Annotated in this window: 20 protein-coding genes and 4 tRNA genes; 6 read left to right on the top strand and 18 right to left on the bottom strand. The window is 59.3% G+C overall.

Annotation, left to right across the window (positions count from 1 at the left end):
- Positions 1–100 precede the first annotated feature (100 nt).
- Together csrA and ACKZ62_RS09420 are read left to right on the top strand one after the other, a co-directional pair.
- The gene (csrA, locus tag ACKZ62_RS09425) at positions 101–295 is read left to right on the top strand and encodes a carbon storage regulator CsrA (protein WP_003192511.1); all 195 of its coding nucleotides are present in this window, start codon (positions 101–103) and stop codon (positions 293–295) included.
- Positions 296–502: 207 nt separating this feature from the next.
- Entirely contained in the window at positions 503–754 is a 252-nt protein-coding gene (locus ACKZ62_RS09420; protein ID WP_032886995.1) for a hypothetical protein, read from the top strand.
- Positions 755–800: 46 nt separating this feature from the next.
- Here the strand turns inward: ACKZ62_RS09420 and ACKZ62_RS09415 are convergent, their stop codons facing one another.
- Positions 801–1478: an HAD family hydrolase gene (locus ACKZ62_RS09415; protein WP_447096576.1), complete on the bottom strand. Its 678-nt coding sequence runs from the start codon at positions 1476–1478 to the stop codon at positions 801–803.
- A 258-nt stretch (positions 1479–1736) separates the two neighbouring features.
- On the opposite strand from ACKZ62_RS09415, the gene ACKZ62_RS09410 reads away from it, so the two are divergent.
- Positions 1737–2408, top strand: coding sequence for a heavy metal response regulator transcription factor (locus ACKZ62_RS09410; protein WP_032886997.1), 672 nt, complete (start codon positions 1737–1739; stop codon positions 2406–2408).
- Positions 2405–3805: a heavy metal sensor histidine kinase gene (locus ACKZ62_RS09405; RefSeq protein ID WP_447096575.1), complete on the top strand. Its 1401-nt coding sequence runs from the start codon at positions 2405–2407 to the stop codon at positions 3803–3805. The genes ACKZ62_RS09410 and ACKZ62_RS09405 overlap by 4 nt, the downstream gene beginning before the upstream one ends.
- A 53-nt stretch (positions 3806–3858) precedes the next feature.
- Here the strand turns inward: ACKZ62_RS09405 and pcp are convergent, their stop codons facing one another.
- The 3 genes from pcp to ACKZ62_RS09390 are packed head-to-tail and all read right to left on the bottom strand — an operon-like array spanning position 3859 to position 6145.
- Positions 3859–4473 carry a pyroglutamyl-peptidase I gene (gene pcp / locus ACKZ62_RS09400; protein ID WP_032886999.1) on the bottom strand — a complete coding sequence of 205 codons (615 nt, stop codon included), beginning with the start codon at positions 4471–4473 and terminating at the stop codon, positions 3859–3861.
- An 8-nt stretch (positions 4474–4481) separates the two neighbouring features.
- Positions 4482–5432 (bottom strand): DUF979 domain-containing protein, encoded by a 951-nt coding sequence (locus tag ACKZ62_RS09395; protein ID WP_032887000.1) that lies wholly within the window; start codon positions 5430–5432, stop codon positions 4482–4484.
- On the bottom strand, positions 5429–6145 hold the full coding sequence (locus tag ACKZ62_RS09390; protein ID WP_032887001.1) for a DUF969 domain-containing protein: 717 nt from the start codon (positions 6143–6145) through the stop codon (positions 5429–5431). The genes ACKZ62_RS09395 and ACKZ62_RS09390 overlap by 4 nt, the downstream gene beginning before the upstream one ends.
- Before the next feature lie 357 nt (positions 6146–6502).
- Here ACKZ62_RS09390 and ACKZ62_RS09385 point away from each other — a divergent pair, with 357 nt between their 5' ends.
- Positions 6503–7927, top strand: a complete 1425-nt coding sequence (locus tag ACKZ62_RS09385) for an MFS transporter (protein WP_447096947.1) — start codon at positions 6503–6505, stop codon at positions 7925–7927.
- A gap of 29 nt (positions 7928–7956) precedes the next feature.
- Here ACKZ62_RS09385 and ACKZ62_RS09380 read toward each other — a convergent pair whose 3' ends face one another.
- From ACKZ62_RS09380 to ACKZ62_RS09370, 3 genes are all read right to left on the bottom strand, one after another.
- Positions 7957–8388 (bottom strand): hypothetical protein, encoded by a 432-nt coding sequence (locus ACKZ62_RS09380; protein WP_447096574.1) that lies wholly within the window; start codon positions 8386–8388, stop codon positions 7957–7959.
- 139 nt (positions 8389–8527) lie between these two features.
- A complete protein-coding gene (locus tag ACKZ62_RS09375) occupies positions 8528–9244 on the bottom strand; it encodes a DUF4339 domain-containing protein (protein WP_050442833.1) in 717 nt (238 codons plus the stop codon).
- Positions 9245–9534: 290 nt separating this feature from the next.
- Positions 9535–9611: transfer RNA gene (locus ACKZ62_RS09370), tRNA-Val, on the bottom strand.
- Positions 9612–9795: 184 nt separating this feature from the next.
- Between ACKZ62_RS09370 and ACKZ62_RS09365 the strand changes: the two genes are divergently transcribed.
- The gene (locus ACKZ62_RS09365) at positions 9796–11079 is read left to right on the top strand and encodes an NAD(P)/FAD-dependent oxidoreductase (RefSeq protein WP_447096573.1); all 1284 of its coding nucleotides are present in this window, start codon (positions 9796–9798) and stop codon (positions 11077–11079) included.
- A 157-nt stretch (positions 11080–11236) separates the two neighbouring features.
- Here the strand turns inward: ACKZ62_RS09365 and ACKZ62_RS09360 are convergent.
- The 11 genes from ACKZ62_RS09360 to ACKZ62_RS09310 form a co-directional block, all read right to left on the bottom strand.
- Positions 11237–11313: transfer RNA gene (locus ACKZ62_RS09360), tRNA-Asp, on the bottom strand.
- 105 nt (positions 11314–11418) lie between these two features.
- Positions 11419–11495, bottom strand: a tRNA-Asp gene (locus tag ACKZ62_RS09355).
- Positions 11496–11550: 55 nt separating this feature from the next.
- Positions 11551–11626: transfer RNA gene (locus ACKZ62_RS09350), tRNA-Val, on the bottom strand.
- 100 nt (positions 11627–11726) lie between these two features.
- Positions 11727–12491: an SDR family oxidoreductase gene (locus ACKZ62_RS09345; protein ID WP_099603132.1), complete on the bottom strand. Its 765-nt coding sequence runs from the start codon at positions 12489–12491 to the stop codon at positions 11727–11729.
- A gap of 11 nt (positions 12492–12502) precedes the next feature.
- Positions 12503–13714 carry an O-succinylhomoserine sulfhydrylase gene (locus ACKZ62_RS09340; protein WP_032888258.1) on the bottom strand — a complete coding sequence of 404 codons (1212 nt, stop codon included), beginning with the start codon at positions 13712–13714 and terminating at the stop codon, positions 12503–12505.
- Between the two features lie 65 nt (positions 13715–13779).
- Positions 13780–15285, bottom strand: coding sequence for an amidophosphoribosyltransferase (gene purF, locus ACKZ62_RS09335; protein WP_032888260.1), 1506 nt, complete (start codon positions 15283–15285; stop codon positions 13780–13782).
- 41 nt (positions 15286–15326) lie between these two features.
- The gene (locus ACKZ62_RS09330; RefSeq protein ID WP_003192538.1) at positions 15327–15884 is read right to left on the bottom strand and encodes a CvpA family protein; all 558 of its coding nucleotides are present in this window, start codon (positions 15882–15884) and stop codon (positions 15327–15329) included.
- Between the two features lie 257 nt (positions 15885–16141).
- The gene (locus tag ACKZ62_RS09325) at positions 16142–16792 is read right to left on the bottom strand and encodes an SPOR domain-containing protein (RefSeq protein ID WP_122752901.1); all 651 of its coding nucleotides are present in this window, start codon (positions 16790–16792) and stop codon (positions 16142–16144) included.
- On the bottom strand, positions 16776–18083 hold the full coding sequence (gene folC / locus ACKZ62_RS09320) for a bifunctional tetrahydrofolate synthase/dihydrofolate synthase (RefSeq protein ID WP_447096572.1): 1308 nt from the start codon (positions 18081–18083) through the stop codon (positions 16776–16778). The genes ACKZ62_RS09325 and folC overlap by 17 nt, the downstream gene beginning before the upstream one ends.
- Positions 18080–19000, bottom strand: a complete 921-nt coding sequence (accD, locus tag ACKZ62_RS09315; protein ID WP_032888267.1) for an acetyl-CoA carboxylase, carboxyltransferase subunit beta — start codon at positions 18998–19000, stop codon at positions 18080–18082. Before accD ends, folC begins: the two co-directional genes overlap by 4 nt.
- A gap of 245 nt (positions 19001–19245) precedes the next feature.
- The gene (locus ACKZ62_RS09310; RefSeq protein ID WP_099603136.1) at positions 19246–19866 is read right to left on the bottom strand and encodes a phosphoribosylanthranilate isomerase; all 621 of its coding nucleotides are present in this window, start codon (positions 19864–19866) and stop codon (positions 19246–19248) included.
- Positions 19867–19911: the final 45 nt, after the last annotated feature.

The raw sequence follows: 19911 nt of genomic DNA, 5'->3' as shown, positions 1-19911 counted from the left end.
AAAAGAGGCAGTCACAGGGAAGCGCTTAGCAGTAAGCTACACACATCCGACACCTGCCCTGTCTGAAACATGTGTCCTAAAAGCAATCAAGGAGAAGTCCATGCTTATACTCACCCGCAAAGTCGGTGAAAGCATAAACATCGGTGATGACATCACGATCACCATCCTGGGCGTCAGCGGCCAGCAAGTAAGAATCGGCATCAACGCCCCCAAGGATGTTGCCGTGCATCGCGAGGAGATCTACCAGCGCATCCAGGCCGGCCTGACCGCTCCGGATAAAAACCAGACGCCTTGAGGCGCACTCAGTAGCCAGCCCTTTCGTTCATGTAACGGCTGGCGAAAGCCTATTGGACTGTTCTTGGGCTGAATGAGTGATTAGCGTCGTCCAAAGTCCATGCGCCCCAAAGATGAAATTATCCTCGCGTCTGGAACTTGTTCCACTATCCAAAGCCGAATCTCCTGACTGACATACTTCCATCCGTGTGGACTCAGGAGCACGTCGATGAGGCCTATTACCGCGCAGCCATTTTTTTCCAGATCCTGGATGATTGCCCTGCTGATTGGGCTGGCCTTTGTGGGCGTAGAATATGGCCTGCGGCTGGAAGTCGAAGGTTCGGACCCCGCCTATCCTAAGTCCTGGTTTGATTTGGCACTGCTGCTGTGTGCGTACCTGTTCATGTTCTGCCTCAAGCCTATCCAGAAAGCATTGCAGCGTCAGCTGTGCCGGCGGGCCGAAAATAAAACTGGCGGCTGACCAAGCGAACCAAGCCGAGACCGGATACGGACTCGGCTTTTTTGTGTCAGTCCACTGCGCTCTGCAGGTACAACAAGCCATCAGCGCTGCGATGCACCTGCAACTGTTCATACCCTTCAATCGATGGATGCTCCGTGAGCATGGGCTTGAGGTGCGTCGATGTTACGACCAGCACATCCGCACCCGCCGCCTCCCCCGCACGAATCCCCACCGTCGCATCCTCAAACACCAGACAATCCTGCACCGGCACACCCAGGCGTTGCGCACCCAGCTCATAACAGGCGGGGTTCGGTTTGCCGATGGCCACATCCTCGGCCGTTATCAACACCGCCGGTGGCGCGATACCCGCTGCCTGCAACCGACGCAATGCCAACGCCTTCGGCGCAGAGGTGACCAATGCCCACTGATCACCAGGCACGCTATTGAGAAACTCGACGGCACCGGGAATCGCCACGACGCCTTCCACATCGTTGATTTCAGCCTCGGTAATCCACTGCGCTTCAACTTGCGGGTCGACGCCGGGCAATGCCTGGCGCGTGATAGTGTCAATCGCCCGCGCACCATGAATGGTGGTCAGGAAGGCCGCCACGTCCAGCCCATGGCGTTCAGCCCAGATGCCCCACACTCGTTCGGCAGCGGCAATGGAGTTGAGCAGGGTTCCATCCATATCGAACAGGAAGGCGCGGTAAGGGCGGGCTGATACAGCTGAACCTCGGATAGACACTGCGGGGTTTCCTCGTAAGCTGAAACGAATAATCGGCCCGATGCAATCTACGGATCACCCACTGGGTTGTAAACGCTGACGCCCCAACAGCCAGCCAATCATTACGAATTTGTCATCATCCTGTTGGCTGGCTGTTTGAAGTACGGGGTTACCGTGAGCGCACTGGCACGACTCAACTACCCAGTGCAGGCCATGGCCTGCGCCAGTGACAATTGATCGAGCTACACTGGCGCCACGTATTGAATCAAGGCATTACACATGAACATCCTCGTTGTCGAAGACGAACCCAAGGCCGGTAATTACCTCCTCAACGGCCTGCAGGAACTGGGCTACTCCGTAAGCCTGGCACGGGACGGCGTGGACGGCCTGCACCAAGCACTGGAAACGCCGTTCGACGTGATCGTGCTGGATGTGATGATGCCGAAAATGGACGGCTGGGAAGTACTGCGCCGCCTGCGTAAAGACTCCGACACCCCAGTGCTTTTTCTGACAGCTCGCGACGATATTGCCGATCGCATCAAGGGCCTGGAGCTGGGTGCCGATGATTACCTGATCAAGCCCTTCTCTTTCGCCGAGCTGGTAGCACGCTTACGTACCCTGACCCGTCGCGGCCCGATCAGGGAAGAAGAACACCTGCAAATCGCAGATTTGCACATCGACGTACTGAAACGCCGCGTCACTCGCGCCGGTACACGCATCACCCTGACCAATAAAGAGTTCGCACTGTTGCACCTGTTCGCCACCCATCAGGACCAAGTGCTGTCGCGCTCGCTGATCGCCTCGCGGGTATGGGACATGAACTTCGACAGCGACACCAACGTGGTGGACGTGGCCGTACGGCGCCTGCGCCTGAAAATCGACGACCCGTTCACGCTCAAGTTGATCCACAGCGTGCGGGGCATTGGCTACCGTTTCGATACCCAACCATGACCCACCATCGCCATTATTCCCTGACACTGCGCCTGGCCCTGATCTTCGCCCTGCTCGCCTTTGCACTGCTCGCTACCGTCGGCGTGGCGCTGTACCGCGAGTTGGAGCGCGAGCTGATCCGCCGCGACGATGTGCAATTGATTTCCCGCGTGGATCAACTACGCAACCTGCTTAACGACAGCAACACACTGGACTTGATCAAGACCAAGCCGGAACTGTTCCAGAATATGTTGGGCAACCGCGAATCGGTGCTGAGCATCGCCGCACCCGGCCAAAAACCGCTGCTGCTGGTAAACCCCGCCAACATCGATCTGCCAGCAGTCGAGCCGGTCCCCAAAGGCCACATCCTCACGCTGAGCGATGTGCAGCATTTGCCGGGCGTAAATGGCGTGCCCTTTTCCACCTTGGCCGCATCCATAGACTCCGGCGACCTGGGGAGCCTGCAAGTCACCAGCGGGCGCCTGATGACCGAGCGTACCGCCATGCTCGCCAGCTATCGGTTGAGCGTGTACGTACTGGCGAGCATCGCCGCGATCTTCCTAGCACTGGTGGGCTACCTGCTGGTGCATCGCGGCCTGCTACCGTTACGTCGACTGGCCCAACACGCTCAAGGGATCGGCGTCGGCAACCTGGCCGAACGCATCGACAGCCAGGGAGTACCAAAAGAACTGCTGCCGATGATCGAGTCGTTCAACACCATGCTTGAGCGCCTGGCCAAGGGTTTTGCGCAACTGGGCCAAGTATCCACCGACATGGCCCACGAACTGCGCACGCCGATCAACAACCTGCTGGGGGAAACCCAAGTTGCCCTGCAACAGAACCGCAGCATCGAAAGTTATCAGCAGCTCTTGGCCTCCAATGTCGAAGAGCTTGAGCGCCTGGCGCGAATGCTCGACAACATGCTGTTCTTGGCCCGCACCGACCCGGCCAGCGCCCTGCGCCAGCGCCAGGCACTCAGCGTCACCGATGAAGTGGCCCGCATTGCCGATTACTTTGAAGGCTTGGCAGGCGATGCGGACATCAGCATTCGTGCCGAGGGTGAAGGCGTGATCTGGGCCGAACCGATGCTGCTGCGCAGGGCCCTGGCGAACCTGTGCGCCAACGCCATCAAATACGGCGCACCGGGTTCCGAGTTGTTGATCCAGGCGATTGCGGACGCCGAGGGCATCCACCTGCGAGTCAGCAACCAGGGGGAAACCATCCCTGCCGTGCATTTATCGCGGCTGTTCGAGCGGTTCTATCGGGTGGATGAATCAAGGGAACGTTCGGCCCAGTCCAATGGCCTGGGCCTGTCGATTGTGGCGACCATCATGCAGTTGCATCACGGCCGGTACAGCGTCAGCAGCAAGGACGGCGTGACCTGTTTCGAACTGTTTTTCCCTGGCCGCGAGGCGTAAACAATCGCCTCTTGCCGCCACCGGCAAGCCGAAGTGTCATCCCTGGGGCGGCGTCAACTGACCTGACCGCCCACTTCCACCACGTCTACCGGCGTGTTCCACGCCGTAGCGACTGCGACGCGCAACCCATCGACCAAGCTCGACAGCGCCATCAATGGCTGGTTGGGAACGTGAATAAAACCACTGCGAACATCCGTGCCCGCAAGCACGTGCTGCAAACGGTAGAACACCTGATTGCAGACAAACGTGCCCGCCGTCTGGGACACCGCCGCGGCTATCCCCGCCCCACGCACCGCCTTGACCATGGCCTTGATCGGTAGCGTCGAAAAATAGGCCGCCGGGCCATCCACGACAACTGCCGTATCGATGGGCTGATACCCCAGGTTGTCGGGGATACGCGCGTCGTTGATATTGATCGCCACCCGCTCGATGGAAATCTCGCCGCGCCCCGGCGCCAGACCAGTGGCGATAACCATGACCGGACGCAGTTCATTGATCAGTTGCACCAGACACTCGGGGGCGGTGGTGAACGCACAGGGCAGCCGACGCGCAACAATCTGCACATCCTCGGCGAGCTGCACGCCGTCCAATTGGCGTGCGGCCTCCCAGGACGGATTAACCGAATCTTGATCAAAGGGCTCAAAGCCCGTCAGCAGTACGGTACGCATACAAGACCTCACATCAACAGGTAGAGCAGCACAATATTGACCACCAGCATCATCAGCGCCGTCGGCAACTGGGCCTTGATCACTGCGTTCTTGTCCGGCAATTCCAGCAACGCCGCCGGCACGATGTTGAAGTTGGCGGCCATTGGCGTCATCAGGGTCCCGCAGTAACCGGAGAACATGCCGATGGCGGCCATCACTGCCGGGTTGCCGCCGTAAATGCCCACTAACACCGGCACACCGACGCCGCCAGTCATCACCGGGAAGGCGGCGAAGCCATTGCCCATGATCACCGTAAACAGTGCCATGCCCAACACATACACCATCACCGCGACCAACTTGAAATCCAGGTTGATGTAAGTGGTGGTGACGTGGGCGACAGCCGTGCCGACGCCCGCTTCATTGAACAGCAGCCCGAGCATCGCCAGCATCTGCGGCAACACCATGGCCCAGCCCAAGGCTTCGGTGAGGCGGCGTGATTCGCGCAAGGCCTGTACCGGCGTATCGCGGGTCAGCCAGCAGGCCAGGCCGAGAGCGATCAGACAGCCGATACCGAGAGACACGAAGGTGGTGTTTTTCGGATCCAGCAACGGTATACCGCCGATCTCGGTGTGCTTGAGCAATACCGAGCCGATTACCGTGGTCAGGGGAATGGCCAGCGCCGGTATAAACAGCTTGTGGCCCAGGCGGCCAGCACTGGCGCGCGAGGCCTTATCGTGCAGCTCGACATGGGTGCCACGGCCCACGCCGCCGAACCCTGCTATCAATGCCATCACCACCACACCCGCACCGATCACCACCGATGGCAGGCGCTCGCCCACCAGAAACGGTATGGCAAACAGCAGCCAGAACAAGGCGCTGGACCAGCGCTTGGGATGGGTTCGGTCCAACAGAATCATGCCTGCGGTGATCAGCAACAACACACCAGCCAGCCAGTAGAGGTATTGAATGGAAATAATCATTGGGAGGCCCCTGCCGGCGTGGCGACGGGAGTCATCTCACGCGTCAATCGTCGATCAAACCGATGCAAGCGGATCGCATGGATGATGAAGGCGCAGATCGCCGTCGGGATACCCCACACCGCGATGTGCAGCGGCTCGACATCAATCCCAGAGCCCAGCAGGAACGTGTGCATCAATGCAATGGCGCCAAACGCAACGAAAATGTCTTCGCCAAAAAACAGCCCGACGTTGTCCGTCGCCGCGCACATGGCCAGCACTTTATGCCGCAACTTGTCCGGCAGCTTGCCGTAGCGCTTTTCCGCCGCACCTTCGGCCATCGGTGCCAACAGCGGGCGCACCATCTGCGGGTGCCCGCCCAGACTGGTCAAGCCCATGGCGGCGGTGGATTCACGCACGAACAGATAGATGATCAGCAGACGCCCGACAGTGGCACGCTCAAACCGTGCAATCCAGTTTTGCGCATGCAAGCGCAAGCCATGGCGCTCCAGCAAGCCGATGACGGCCAGAGGCAACAACAGGATCAATTGCAGGGCACGGGTCTGAAGGAAGCCATCACCCATGGTGGCGAGGATTTTTTCCAACGGGAAGTGGGCAGCAAGCCCGGTGGCAATAGCCGCAGCGGTGACCACCAACAGCGGATTGAAACGTAAAACAAAGCCAACCACGATCACAAGTACGCCGATCAACGGCCATAAGTTCACAACAGTTTGCATGGCGGAGAGGTCCTTAAGTGCGCGCTGCGGCGCCATTACAGCAGGATGTGAACAAAGGGTTCACAGCAGGAAGTGGCGTGCAGTCGGCTCGGTTTTTTTATTGTTGACCCGTCAGGGCGAGCGTCAGTGGCAGCAACTGTGCTGCCTGAAAGCGGAAGGTGTCCAACAAGAAAAATTGTTGCTGCGAACCAATAAATTTTGTCGGCGACTGGAGTCCACACCGTTAACAACCTGTAGACAGTCCGCGACAGATTCGCGCATCGTGGCGCCGCGTGCTTATGGCGCCTTCATTACAACTTTAAATATGGAACGGCTGAGACCGACGCCAAGCAGCCATCCCTCATCCAACAAGGGGAAATACCGGTGACCTCATCCACAGCCGACACCGGCCTCAGCACGCAAACCCGCCTGATCGCCCTGGTGGTCGCCGTGACTTTTTTTATGGAGAACCTCGACGCCACGGTGATCGCCACCGCGCTGCCAACCATGGCCGCGGCATTCGGCGTGACGCCGGTCGACATGAACATTGGCATCACCGCCTACATTCTTGCCGTGGCGATCTTCATTCCTATGTCCAGCTGGATCGCCGACCGCTACGGTGCACGCCGGGTATTTGCTGGCGCGATCATTGTTTTCACCCTCGCCTCGCTGCTCTGCGGGCTCAGCCAAAGCCTCGAAATGTTCGTATTTGCCCGCGTCCTGCAAGGCATCGGTGGCGCACTGATGGTGCCGGTCGGGCGTCTAGCGGTGCTGCGCAATACCGATAAAAAAGACTTGGTGAAGATGGTCGCAGTGATTACCTGGCCCGGCTTGGTGGCGCCGATTCTTGGGCCGCTGGCGGGTGGACTGATCGTGACTCATGCATCGTGGCCATGGATCTTCTACGTGAACCTTCCATTGGGCGCCCTGGCCTTGGTCGCGGCACTGTGGCTGGTACCGGAAGGCCGCGAGGCGGATGTGCGCAAGTTCGATACAACGGGGTTTTTACTGCTGGCAGGCGCCTGCGTGGCCCTCTTGGGCGGGCTGGAATGGCTGGGCAGCCAGGCAGGCGAAATGCTCATCCCGGGCGCAGCGCTGGTTGCGGCAGGTTTACTGCTGACGGTATGGGCCGTGCGCCATTGTCGGCACTACAGCGCTCCCCTGTTGCCGCTCGATACACTGTCCATCAACACCTTCCGCGTGAGCATCTACGGCGGCTCACTGTTTCGCCTTGCCATCAGCGCCCTGCCTTTCCTGCTGCCCCTGCTGTTTCAGGTCGCATTTGGCCTGTCGCCAGTGGACGCGGGGCTGTTGGTACTTGCGGTGTTTGCCGGCAACCTGGCGATGAAACCCTTCACCACCGCCATCATGCAACGCTACGGCTTTCGCAGAGTGTTGTTGGTCAATGGGGTAATCGGCGTGGTGTCCATAATGGCGTGCGCGCTGTTCACGGCACAGACGCCGTTTTCGCTGATTGCGGCCGTGTTGTTTGTGGGCGGGCTGTCACGTTCAATGCAGTTCACTTGTTACAACTCGATTGGCTTCGCAGATGTGCCCAAGGCACGCATGAGCGAAGCGTCGGCGTTGTTCAGCCTGTCATTCCAACTGGCCATGGGCATGGGCGTGACGGTAGCTGCGCTGTTGTTGCGCGCATCCATGACCGTGCAAGGCCATGAGGTTCAGGCGCAGTCGGGGGATTTCCGCGTGGCGTTCATAGGGGTGGCATTGCTGGGGATGTGGGCGCTGGTGGATGTGTATCGATTGCCCAAGGGTGCAGGAGAAAGTGTGCTGAACCGCGGATAAAAACGGCGGTTCAACACACTTTTCTGCGATCAGGCGGTGGTGCTGACCATCGAACCGGACGCGCTGCCCCCCTCATCCGTGACGGCCTGCAATAGCGCCGAAGTTGCCGTCTGCAATGCGGCAGCAGTGCCTGCAATTTGCGTTTGAGCCGCGGCTATAGCGGCAGCCTTGGCGTCTGCGCTCTGGCTACTGGACTGAGCCTTCTGAAGGGCCTGCTGCTGTTCTTGAAGCTGCTGCTGCAACTGCTCGATCTGTTTTTTCAACTCTTTGACCCGATCGGACTCCTGCGAGCTCGATGAGGCCTGGCCGCCGCCCGCGCCGGCCGCACCTTTAGTTTCACCGCTCGCGCCAGCGGAGGAACTGCTGGCGGTACGTGTACTTTCGGCGGTGGCGGTATCCGTCGACGTGACAGTGCTTGGAGTGCTTGCTACGGAAACGGTAGTGCTAATGTTGATAAGCATGCCAAATATCCGACGTTCAGAGATTTGAGAATGCATCGGCCTGCCAGGCAATTACTTTAGACAAGCCTTGCACGTTTAGTCGCAGCAGCAAAAAAAAGCCCAACACAATGTTGGGCTTTTACTGGTCACGCCAATGCGATCACTGGCGAGGAATCCGAACAAGGATCTGCTTGCCCTTTTCCTCAATGGTGATGTCGATCTCATTTCCGTTATCGAGCAAGGCGCTCGCACGATAGAGACCACTTTTAATCTCGTCGTCAATCGTCACGGCAACGCACGATGACGTTTGGTAAAACTGCTTATGAATGATGTCGGTGACAATTGGGCATGCCGCTTCTTCGATAGCGGACTGGCCACCGAACATTCCCAGCACGACCGATACAACGAACGCCGCCACCCAACCGTAAAAATAGTGCTTTTCCTGCTTCAAAAGCGCCGCTCGCTTCCAAAGATAAACAGGAACAATCAACGCCCACCAGCTTTGTGGCGCGGCATGACCGGCTGCTTTCAAACGCTTTTCGTCGACAACACACAGGGCTACGTTGAAGATCACAAAAACCCACCAAATACTCATACCGGAAAAGTACTCGATCAACCCACCCGCCAACTGGACGCCCGCCAACGCCCATACAAATCGGTTGTCTATTTCTGTTGCTGCAAGAGGTGGTGGGCCCGAGGGGCGTGGAATGCTTTGGGCCAAGTCAGTGTCTTTCAACGCGACCCAATCGCCCTCGCCCGGCCATACTTTTGTTTGCGCGCTGATAGTGTTCGAACTCAAGAAACCTTGCATTTGCTCAAACGTAAAAGGTCCCTGTCGCGAACCGCTCAGCGCGTAATACCACTCTACACCCGACATGTTGCTTCTCCCTGTTTTAACATCACCCACCCAAAAAGATGGCACTACGACAGTATCGACACCCCGTCAAAGATCTTGAGATTTCAGCTGTAGAAAGTGAACGCGCAAGGGCTGGCATTGCAAAAAAGGAATCCAAGCCCGAACTGGCTGGATTGGCACGGATGAGGGAATGAAGAAGACTATCTAGTGAGAGGCAGGCAACGAAATGATACTTTTCAAATCGCAGACAACAAAAAAGGGCCCACCTTTCGGTGAGCCCTTCTAGACCGCCCAGCAGAGCGGATTTTGTTTGGTAGGCGCGATTGGACTCGAACCAACGACCCCCACCATGTCAAGGTGGTGCTCTAACCAACTGAGCTACGTGCCTGCTGTGAGGCGGCATTCTACGGAATTCCGGAGGGGTGTCAACATCTTTTTTGCAGCTAAGCCTATGAATATGCGAATTTTTTATTTGCGACCAACCTACCTGCATTTTTTGGGTGGCTGGCAGGCAATTTTCAACTCAGGTAGGATCGGCGCACTCGTAAAAAATATAAAACAGAGGTTCCAGGATGGCGAACACCCCCTACCCACAGTCGTATTACGCCGCTTCCGCGAATGCCGTTCCGCCGCGCCCGATGCTGCAGGGTGAAGTCGAAACCGATGTGTGCGTGGTTGGTGCCGGCTATACCGGCCTCTCAAGTGCGCTGTTTCTCCTAGAGAACGGCTTTCGCGTTACCGTGCTGGAAGCTGCCAAGGTGGGCTTTGGCGCGTCGGGCCGCAATGGCGGGCAGATCGTCAACAGCTACAGCCGCGACATCGATGTGATCGAGCGCAGCGTAGGTCCTCAGCAAGCTCAGTTGCTGGGGCAGATGGCGTTCGAGGGCGGCAGGATCATTCGCGAGCGGGTAGCCAAGTACCAGATCCAGTGCGACTTGAAGGACGGCGGCGTGTTCGCCGCACTCAACAGCAAGCACATGGGCCACTTGGAATCGCAGAAGCGCCTGTGGGAGCGCTACGGCCATACTCAGCTGGAGTTGCTGGACGAGCGTCGCATCCGTGAGGTGGTGGCCTGTGACAACTACGTAGGCGGCCTGTTGGACATGAGCGGGGGCCACATCCATCCGCTCAACCTGGCACTCGGCGAAGCCGCGGCCGTAGAATCCCTGGGCGGCACGATCTACGAGCAATCGGCGGCAGTGCGTATCGAGCGTGGCGCCAATCCGGTCGTGCATACAGCCCAGGGCAAGGTCAGGGCCAAGTTCATCATCGTCGCGGGTAATGCCTATCTGGGCAACCTGGTACCGGAGCTTGCAGCCAAGTCGATGCCCTGCGGTACGCAAGTGATCACCACTGCACCGCTGGGGGATGAATTGGCCAAGACCCTTCTGCCGCAGGATTACTGCGTAGAGGACTGCAATTACCTACTCGACTACTACCGCCTCACCAGTGACAAACGCCTGATCTTCGGCGGCGGCGTGGTATATGGCGCGCGCGACCCGGCGAATATCGAAGCGATCATCCGCCCGAAGATGCTTAAGGCCTTCCCGCAACTCAAGGATGTGAAGATCGACTACGCCTGGACCGGCAACTTCCTGCTGACCCTGTCGCGCTTGCCGCAGGTGGGGCGCCTTGGCGACAACATCTACTACTCACAGGGCTGCAGCGGCCATGGCGTGACGTACACCCACTTGGCGGGCAAGGTACTGGCGGAGGCATTGAGAGGTCAGGCAGAGCGTTTTGATGCGTTTGCCGACCTGCCGCATTACCCGTTTCCGGGCGGGCAACTGTTGCGCACGCCGTTTGCGGCGCTGGGAGCTTGGTACTACGGCTTGCGCGACAAGCTGGGATTCTAACAATGCCTCAGGAGCCGGCTCGCCGGCTCTAGCAACACACCACCAAATCGCAGACACAAAAAACCCCGGTCTTTCGACCAGGGTCTTTGCTATCGGGTCAAAGTAGCCAAAGGCTTACTTTGTGCTTCAAGGCGTTCAGTGGGCCTTGAGGCAGATATGGCGCAGCGGACGGGACTCGAACCCGCGACCCCCGGCGTGACAGGCCGGTATTCTAACCGACTGAACTACCGCTGCGTATCGCTTGATCAGTTGAGCAAAACACCTCAACCGTCTTTAAACATCTTATCAATCAGCCTTGGCTGTTCAATCTCAAGCCTGACAAGTCAGACCTGTAAAATATGGCGCAGCGGACGGGACTCGAACCCGCGACCCCCGGCGTGACAGGCCGGTATTCTAACCGACTGAACTACCGCTGCGCGTCGGTGCAACTTTTAACGTTGCGTTTTACCCGAAGGTAAAACTCTCAAGAAGTGGTGGGTGATGACGGGATCGAACCGCCGACCCTCTGCTTGTAAGGCAGATGCTCTCCCAGCTGAGCTAATCACCCTTTGCTTCGTTGAGGCCGCGAAATTTACGCAGGTAGCGGACCTAAGTCAATAGCCTGCTTGAAGTTTTTCTGAAAAAGACAAAATTGCTTCAAGACCCCACTACTCGCTGTAGATCATCTTCTTGCTCATACCACCGTCCACCACGAACTCCTGGCCAGTGACAAACCCGGCCTGGCGCGACAGCAGCCACGCCACCATTGCCGCCACATCCTCCACTACCCCCACCCTGCCCGCCGGATGCTGGGCATGATCGGCGTCAGTCAACGGCTCGGCACGCCGCGCAGCGGGGTCACGGGCATCGATCCAGCCAGGGCTGACCGCATTCACCCGCACTTCCGGCCCAAGACTCATCGCCAAGGCATGAGTCAGGGCCAGCAGGCCGCCCTTGCTCGCCGCGTAAGCCTCGGTATCGGGTTCCGATTGACGGGCCCGAGTCGACGCCAGGTTGACGATGGACCCGCCGTGAGCACGCAGGTAAGGCGCACAGTGCTTGGCCAGCAACATCGGCCCGCTCAGGTTCACCGCCAGCACGCGGTTCCAGTAAGCCAGGTCCAGGCTTTCCAGGGTGATATTGCGCGGGTCGGCCACCGCCGCGTTACACACCAACGCGTCCAGGCGGCCGAATTGCCCGAGCACTTCAGCAACCCCTTGGGCAACCTGCTTCTCGTCGGCCACGTCCATGGTGATAAACCAAGCGTTCTCGCCCAGCACCTTAGACACCTTGGAGCCGCGCTCGCGATCCAGGTCGGTCAATACCACTTGCCAGCCTTCGCTGATCAGCCACGCGGCAATCCCGAGGCCAATACCTCGTGCCGCGCCAGTCACCAGTGCGACGCGCCCATTACTGGCCGTTGCAGCCTCCATGGACCATTCGATCACAAGGCAGCCAGCCCGCGGGCCAGGTCTGCCTGCAAGTCGGCCACGTCTTCCAGGCCTACCGCGATGCGGATCAGGCTGTCCCGAATGCCGGCCGCTTCACGCTCCTGCGGCGCCAGGCGCCCGTGGGAGGTGGTGCTCGGATGGGTAATGGTGGTTTTGCTATCACCCAGGTTGGCCGTGATGGAGATCAGACGCGTCGCGTCGATAAAGCGCCAGGCGCCCTCTTTGCCACCCTTCACCTCAAAGCTCACCACGGCACCGAAACCACGCTGCTGGCGCTGGGCCAACTCGTGTTGCGGATGGCTCTTGAGGCCGGCGTAGTGCACTTTCTCGATACCGTCCTGCTGCTCCAGCCACTCGGCCAGAGCCTGAGCGTTGGCGCAATGAGCTTTCATGCGCAGGCTGAGGGTTTCCAGGCCTTTGAGGAAGATCCATGCGTTGAACGGGCTCAGGGTTGGGCCGGCAGTGCGCAAGAAACCCACCACTTCCTTCATCTGCTCGCCGCGACCGGCGACCACGCCACCCATGCAACGACCCTGGCCGTCGATGAACTTGGTAGCCGAGTGCACGACGATGTCCGCGCCCAGCTTGAGCGGCTGCTGCAAGGCCGGCGTGCAGAAGCAGTTGTCGACTATCAGCATCGCGCCCTTGGCGTGAGCCACTTCGGACAGCGCGGCGATATCCACCAGCTCGGCCAGCGGATTGGACGGGGACTCGACGAACAGCAACTTGGTGTTGGCCTTGATTGCAGCGTCCCAGCCGGACAAATCTGCCAGGGGCACATAGTCCACTTCGATACCGAAGCGCTTGAAGTACTTCTCGAACAGGCTGATGGTCGAACCAAACACACTGCGCGACACCAACACGTGGTCACCAGCGCTGCACAGACTCATCACCACCGACAGGATGGCCGCCATGCCGGTGGCCGTGGCCACCGCTTGCTCAGCGCCTTCCAGGGCCGCAATGCGCTCTTCGAACGCGCGCACGGTCGGATTGGTGTAGCGCGAATACACATTGCCTGGCACTTCGCCCGCAAACCGCGCAGCCGCATCGGCGGCAGTGCGGAACACGTAGCTGGAGGTGAAGAACATCGGATCACCGTGTTCGCCCTCTGGCGTACGGTGCTGGCCAGCGCGCACAGCCAGGGTATCGAAAGCTACGCCATCGAGGTCGCTGTCCAAGCGACCGGCATCCCATTCCTGACTCATGCTGCGACTCCTTACTCAATTCTTTATTTAAGATACAAAACCGGCCCCTCAGGGCCGGTGTTTACTCAGTTGTTGTACAGATCGATGATCGCGCTCACCGCCTGGGTCTTGATCTTCGACGAGTCGTTACGCGCCTGTTCGATCTTGTTCAGATAAGCCTCGTCGACGTCACCGGTCACGTACTTGCCGTCGAACACAGCGCAATCGAACTGGTCGATCTTGATCTTGCCACCGCCGACAGCCTCGATCAGGTCCGGCAGATCCTGGTAGATCAGCCAATCGGCGCCGATCAGGTCGGCCACGTCCTGGGTCGTGCGGTTGTGTGCGATCAATTCGTGAGCGCTCGGCATGTCGATACCGTACACGTTCGGATAACGTACGGCAGGCGCTGCGGAACAGAAATACACGTTCTTAGCACCGGCTTCGCGGGCCATCTGGATGATCTGCTTGCAGGTGGTGCCGCGCACGATGGAGTCATCCACCAACATCACGTTCTTGCCGCGAAATTCCAGCTCGATGGCGTTGAGCTTCTGGCGTACCGACTTCTTGCGCGCTGCCTGGCCCGGCATGATGAAGGTACGGCCGATGTAGCGGTTCTTCACGAAGCCTTCGCGGAACTTGACGCCCAAATGGTTCGCCAACTCCAGCGCCGCAGTACGACTGGTATCCGGGATCGGGATCACAACGTCGATGTCGTGCTCAGGACGCTCACGCAGGATCTTGTCGGCCAGTTTCTCACCCATGCGCAGGCGTGCCTTGTATACCGAAACGCCGTCGATGATCGAATCCGGACGCGCCAGGTAGACGTGCTCGAAGATGCACGGGGTGAGTTTCGGAGCTACGGCGCACTGACGGGTGTGCAACTTGCCGTCTTCGGTGATGTACACCGCTTCGCCCGGCGCGAGGTCGCGGATCAGGGTGAAGCCCAGCACGTCCAGGGACACGCTTTCGGAAGCGATCATGTACTCGACGCCTTCGTCGGTGTGACGCTGGCCGAACACGATTGGGCGAATACCGTGCGGGTCACGGAAACCAACGATGCCGTAGCCGGTAATCATCGCCACGACGGCATAACCGCCGACGCAGCGGTTATGCACGTCGATCACGGCGGCGAACACGTCTTCTTCAGTGGGCTGCAGCTTGCCGCGCTGGGCCAACTCGTGGGCAAACACGTTGAGCAGCACTTCCGAATCGGAACTGGTGTTGACGTGGCGCAGGTCAGACTCGTAAATCTCTTTGGCCAGTTGCTCAACGTTGGTCAGGTTACCGTTGTGCGCCAGGGTGATGCCATAAGGCGAGTTGACGTAAAACGGTTGAGCCTCAGCCGAGGTCGAGCTACCAGCAGTCGGGTAACGCACATGGCCAATGCCCATGTGTCCGACCAGGCGCTGCATGTGACGCTGATGAAACACGTCACGTACCAGCCCATTATCCTTGCGCAGGAATAACCGGCCGTCGTGGCTGGTCACAATACCGGCAGCATCCTGGCCGCGGTGCTGGAGGACGGTTAGCGCGTCATACAGCGCCTGATTGACGTTCGACTTACCGACGATACCGACGATGCCACACATGCGACGCAACCCCTACTTAATGAATCTTGACTGAACACAGCTTACTGAGGCGTTTTGGCCGGTAAGAGGTGTTCCTTGAACGGAAGATCAGCGGGTACGCTGATCCCGCTGGCCAGCCACTGACTGCTCCACCCCAAGATGAGGTTCTTGGACCAATCTGCAACTAATAGAAATTTTGGCACGAGTACCGACTCCTGCCACCACGAATCCTGCTGTACCGGCCCCAGGCTCAACAGCCCGACCGCCACGACCACCAGCAACGCGCCACGCGCGGCGCCAAAGGCCATGCCGAGAAATCGATCGGTCCCGGAGAGGCCGGTGACACGTATCAATTCGCCAATAAGATAGTTGACCATTGCTCCCACCAGCAGCGTGGCGATGAACATGATGGCGCAGCCCGCGATGACGCGAGCCGAGGGTGTCTCTATGTATCCGGCCAGGTAGACCGACAGTGAACCACCGAACATCCAGGCTACGACTCCTGCGATGATCCAGGTCAGCAACGACAGTGCTTCTTTTACGAAGCCGCGGCTTAGACTGATCAAAGCGGAGATGGCGACGATTGCAACAATCGCCCAATCAACCCAGGTAAATGGCACGTTTGAGCCTACGGACAGATAAGGCGGCGCATTTTAGCAGAGCGCCGGGCTATCGGTAAGCTGTGATTGCAGCTGCTTTGCAAATCAATAGTTTGTGGCGAGCCAGCACCATTTCAACCCATTGAAAAACCAATGTGGGAGAGGGCTTGCTCCCGATGGCGGTGGATCAGTCAATTCATCCGTTGACTGTCACACCGCCATCGAGAGCAAGCCCCCTCCCACATTTGATCGCATTCCAAGCCAAAATCGATACGAACTCAGCCGCGCTCAGGTTGGAAACGCGTAACGAACCCCTTCAGGTTTTGCTGGCGATCCAGCAAGTCACGCAGGCGGTCGGCCTCGGCACGCTCGATCAGCGGCCCGATAAACACGCGATTCTTGCCATCGGCACTGCGGATATAGGCGTTGTAACCCTGGCTGCGCAGCTTCTTCTGCAAGGCATCGGCACCTTCGCGATTGCCCAGGCTAGCCACCTGGATCGACCAACTGATCGGCAAACCGTTAGGATCGATACGGCTCTGACCCACGTCCGGCTTGCCCGGCGCGGCAGGTTGCGGCGCTACCGGCTTGGGCGCAGGCACCGGTGCGGCAGGCTTGGCGGCTACGACTGGAGCCGGAGCGGGCTTGACCACCGGCACGCTCGGCTGCACCGGCGTAGAGGGCGCCGCCATTTCCTCATCGGTCGGCACAGGCTCTTCCTCAGGCAAGGCCTGGGGCTCAGGGACCACAACCGGCTCAACCTGCACCTGCGGCAATGACGGTGCCTCGGGCGCAGCCGGGGCCTCGACGACCACTTGGCGCTGTTCGTCCTGACGGGAAAACAGCATCGGCAGGAAAATCACCGCCAATGCCACCAATACCAGGGCGCCGACCATTCGCTGCTTGTATGCGCTATCCAGTAATGCCATGTGCAGCTTCCTCCGTGGAGCGCCGGGCCAACCACTCAAGCGCCTCGGCAACACAATAAAATGATCCGAACAACAGAATCTCGTCCTCGGCCGTCGCTAACGCGCACTGCGCCTCAAGGGCAGCGGTCACGCTTGCATACGACGTCACGGGCGCACCAAGGTTCTGCAACGCAACTTTAAGCTCTGCGGCCGGACGGCTGCGCGGGGTATCCAGCGGCGCCACCGCCCACGCCTGAACACTGCCCTGCAACGGTGCAATCACGCCGTCCAGATCCTTATCGGCAAGCAACCCAAAGACGGCCAGACGACGCCCCACCGGCGGCGTAAGCGCCAGGCGCTGCGCCAGGTACTCGGCCGCATGAGGGTTATGACCTACATCCAGCAACAAGTTGAGGCGTTTGCCCTGCCACTCGAATGCGCGACGATCCAAGCGGCCCACCATCCGGGCTGCCAGCAAAGTCGCAGCAATCTGCTCGGCATGCCAAGGCAGATCCAGCAGCAGATAGGCTTGCAAGGCGAGCGCGGCGTTTTCCATCGGCAGGTTCAGCAGCGGCAGATCGCGCAGCTCTACAACTTGGCCACGGGCATCCCGCCCTTGCCACTGCCAGTGCTGCGCGCCGATTTCAAGATTAAATTCGCGACCACGCAGGTAGAACGGGCAATCCAGCTCGCGCACCTTGTCCAGCAAGGGCTGCGGCGGATCCAGATCACCACACAGCGCGGGCTTGCCTTGGCGGAAAATTCCGGCCTTTTCGTAAGACACCGACTCGCGGGTATCCCCTAGGTAGTCAGCATGGTCAACACCAATACTGGTCACCAGCGCCAGGTCGGCATCTACCACGTTGACTGTGTCCAGACGCCCACCCAGACCGACCTCCAGAACCACCACATCCAACTGCGCACGCTCGAACAACCAGAACGCAGCCAGGGTGCCCATCTCGAAGTAAGTCAGGGAAGTCTCGCCCCGGCCGGCATCCAGTGCGGCGAAGGCTTCGCAGAGTTGCTCGTCAGTGGCCTCAAGGCCATTGAGTTGCACCCGCTCGTTGTAGCGCAGCAGGTGCGGTGAGCTGTACACGCCTACCTTCAGCCCTTGGGCTTGCAGCAGCGCGGCGACGAAGGCGCAGGTAGAGCCTTTGCCGTTGGTGCCGGTCACCGTGATCACACGCGGTGCCGGACGGCCCAACCCGAGGCGGGCCGCTACCTGTTGCGAGCGCTCCAGGCCCATGTCGATGGCGGACGGATGCAACTGCTCAAGGTAGGCGAGCCACTCGCCCAGGGTACGTTGGGTCATAGGTTCGCAGGCACTGGCGGTACGACGATAGGCTCGACTTTAGGCGCGACGTACACAGGTGTCGGCAGGCCCATCATTTGCGCCAACAGGTTACCCAGACGTGGACGCAGTTCACCACGCGGGATGATCAAGTCGATTGCGCCGTGCTCCAGCAAAAACTCGCTGCGCTGGAAACCTTCCGGCAATTTCTCGCGAACGGTCTGCTCGATCACGCGCGGGCCGGCAAAGCCGATCAGGGCTTTTGGCTCGCCGACGATCACATCGCCCAGCATCGCCAGGCTGGCAGAAACACCACCGTAGACCGGGTCGGTCAGCACGGAGATGAACGGAATACCTTCTTCGCGCAGACGCGCCAGCACCGCTGAGGTCTTGGCCATTTGCATCAGGGAGATCAGGGCTTCCTGCATACGCGCACCACCGGAGGCGGCGAAGCAGATCATCGGGCAACGGTTTTCCAGGGCGTAGTTGGCGGCGCGCACGAAGCGCTCGCCGACGATGGCACCCATGGAGCCGCCCATGAAGGAGAACTCGAACGCCGAGACCACCACCGGCATACCCAGCAGCTTGCCGCTGACCGAAATCAGCGCGTCCTTCTCACCGGTCTGCTTTTGTGCAGCGGTCAGGCGGTCCTTGTACTTCTTGCCGTCGCGAAACTTGAGACGATCCACTGGCTCCAGGTCAGCACCCAGCTCGTTACGGCCGTCAGCGTCCAGGAAGATGTCGATGCGGGCGCGGGCGCCGATACGCATGTGGTGGTTGCACTTTGGGCAAACGTCCAGGGTCTTTTCCAGCTCCGGACGGTACAGCACCGCGTCGCAGGAAGGGCACTTGTGCCACAGACCTTCAGGAACCGAGCTTTTTTTCACCTCGGAACGCATGATCGAAGGGATCAGTTTGTCTACTAACCAGTTGCTCATGCTTTCTTTCTCCAGTACCGGTGGCTTGAACACAGCCCCGCGTATGCCCTTGAGCTAAATTCATATGTGGCGATGACGCCCGGCTGGACGGGGTCAGACGTTCGACCTGCCATTTCCAGCCTGCATCCTCAGCCTTCCAGACAACCTGCCAGCGCAGGGTTGCCACTTCATTTCCGGGCCATCCTCAGACGGCACCGGGCTGTTTTACACAGTGGTAGTTATGGACGGCGGCAGACTGCCAGCCGTCACATCCCGCGCACAGCCTGCATAAATGCGCGAATCTTGTCGTGATCCTTGAGACCCTTGCCCTGCTCCACGCCACCGCTGACATCCACGGCGTAAGGGCGAACTTGCTCAATGGCTGCCGCAACGTTCGCGGGATTGAGCCCACCTGCCAGGATGATGGGCTTGCTTAATCCCTCAGGAATCAGCGACCAATCGAACGCTTCGCCGGTGCCACCGGGAACGCCTTCGACATACGTATCCAGCAAAATCCCGCGGGCGCCACCGTAGGCGGCACACGCGCTGGCGATATCGTCCCCAGACTTCACGCGCAGCGCCTTGATATACGGACGCTGATAGCTTTCACATTCGTCCGGGGTTTCGTCGCCATGAAACTGCAACATGTCCAGTTGCACGGCATCCAGGGTTTCATTGAGTTCACAACGACTGGCATTGACGAACAAACCCACGGTAGTCACGAACGGTGGCAATGCGGCAATAATCGCCCGCGCCTGCAACACATTCACCGCCCGCGGGCTCCTGGCATAAAACACGAAACCAATGGCGTCTGCCCCCGCCTCGACTGCCGCCAGCGCATCTTCTATGCGGGTAATCCCGCAAATCTTGCTGCGAACGACGGGCATATCGTAGAAACCTCAGGGTTGGACCGAGAAAGTCCCGGATGGTAA

It is taken from the genome of Pseudomonas sivasensis (assembly GCF_052938085.1).
This window is presented reverse-complemented; position numbering and strand designations above follow the sequence as displayed.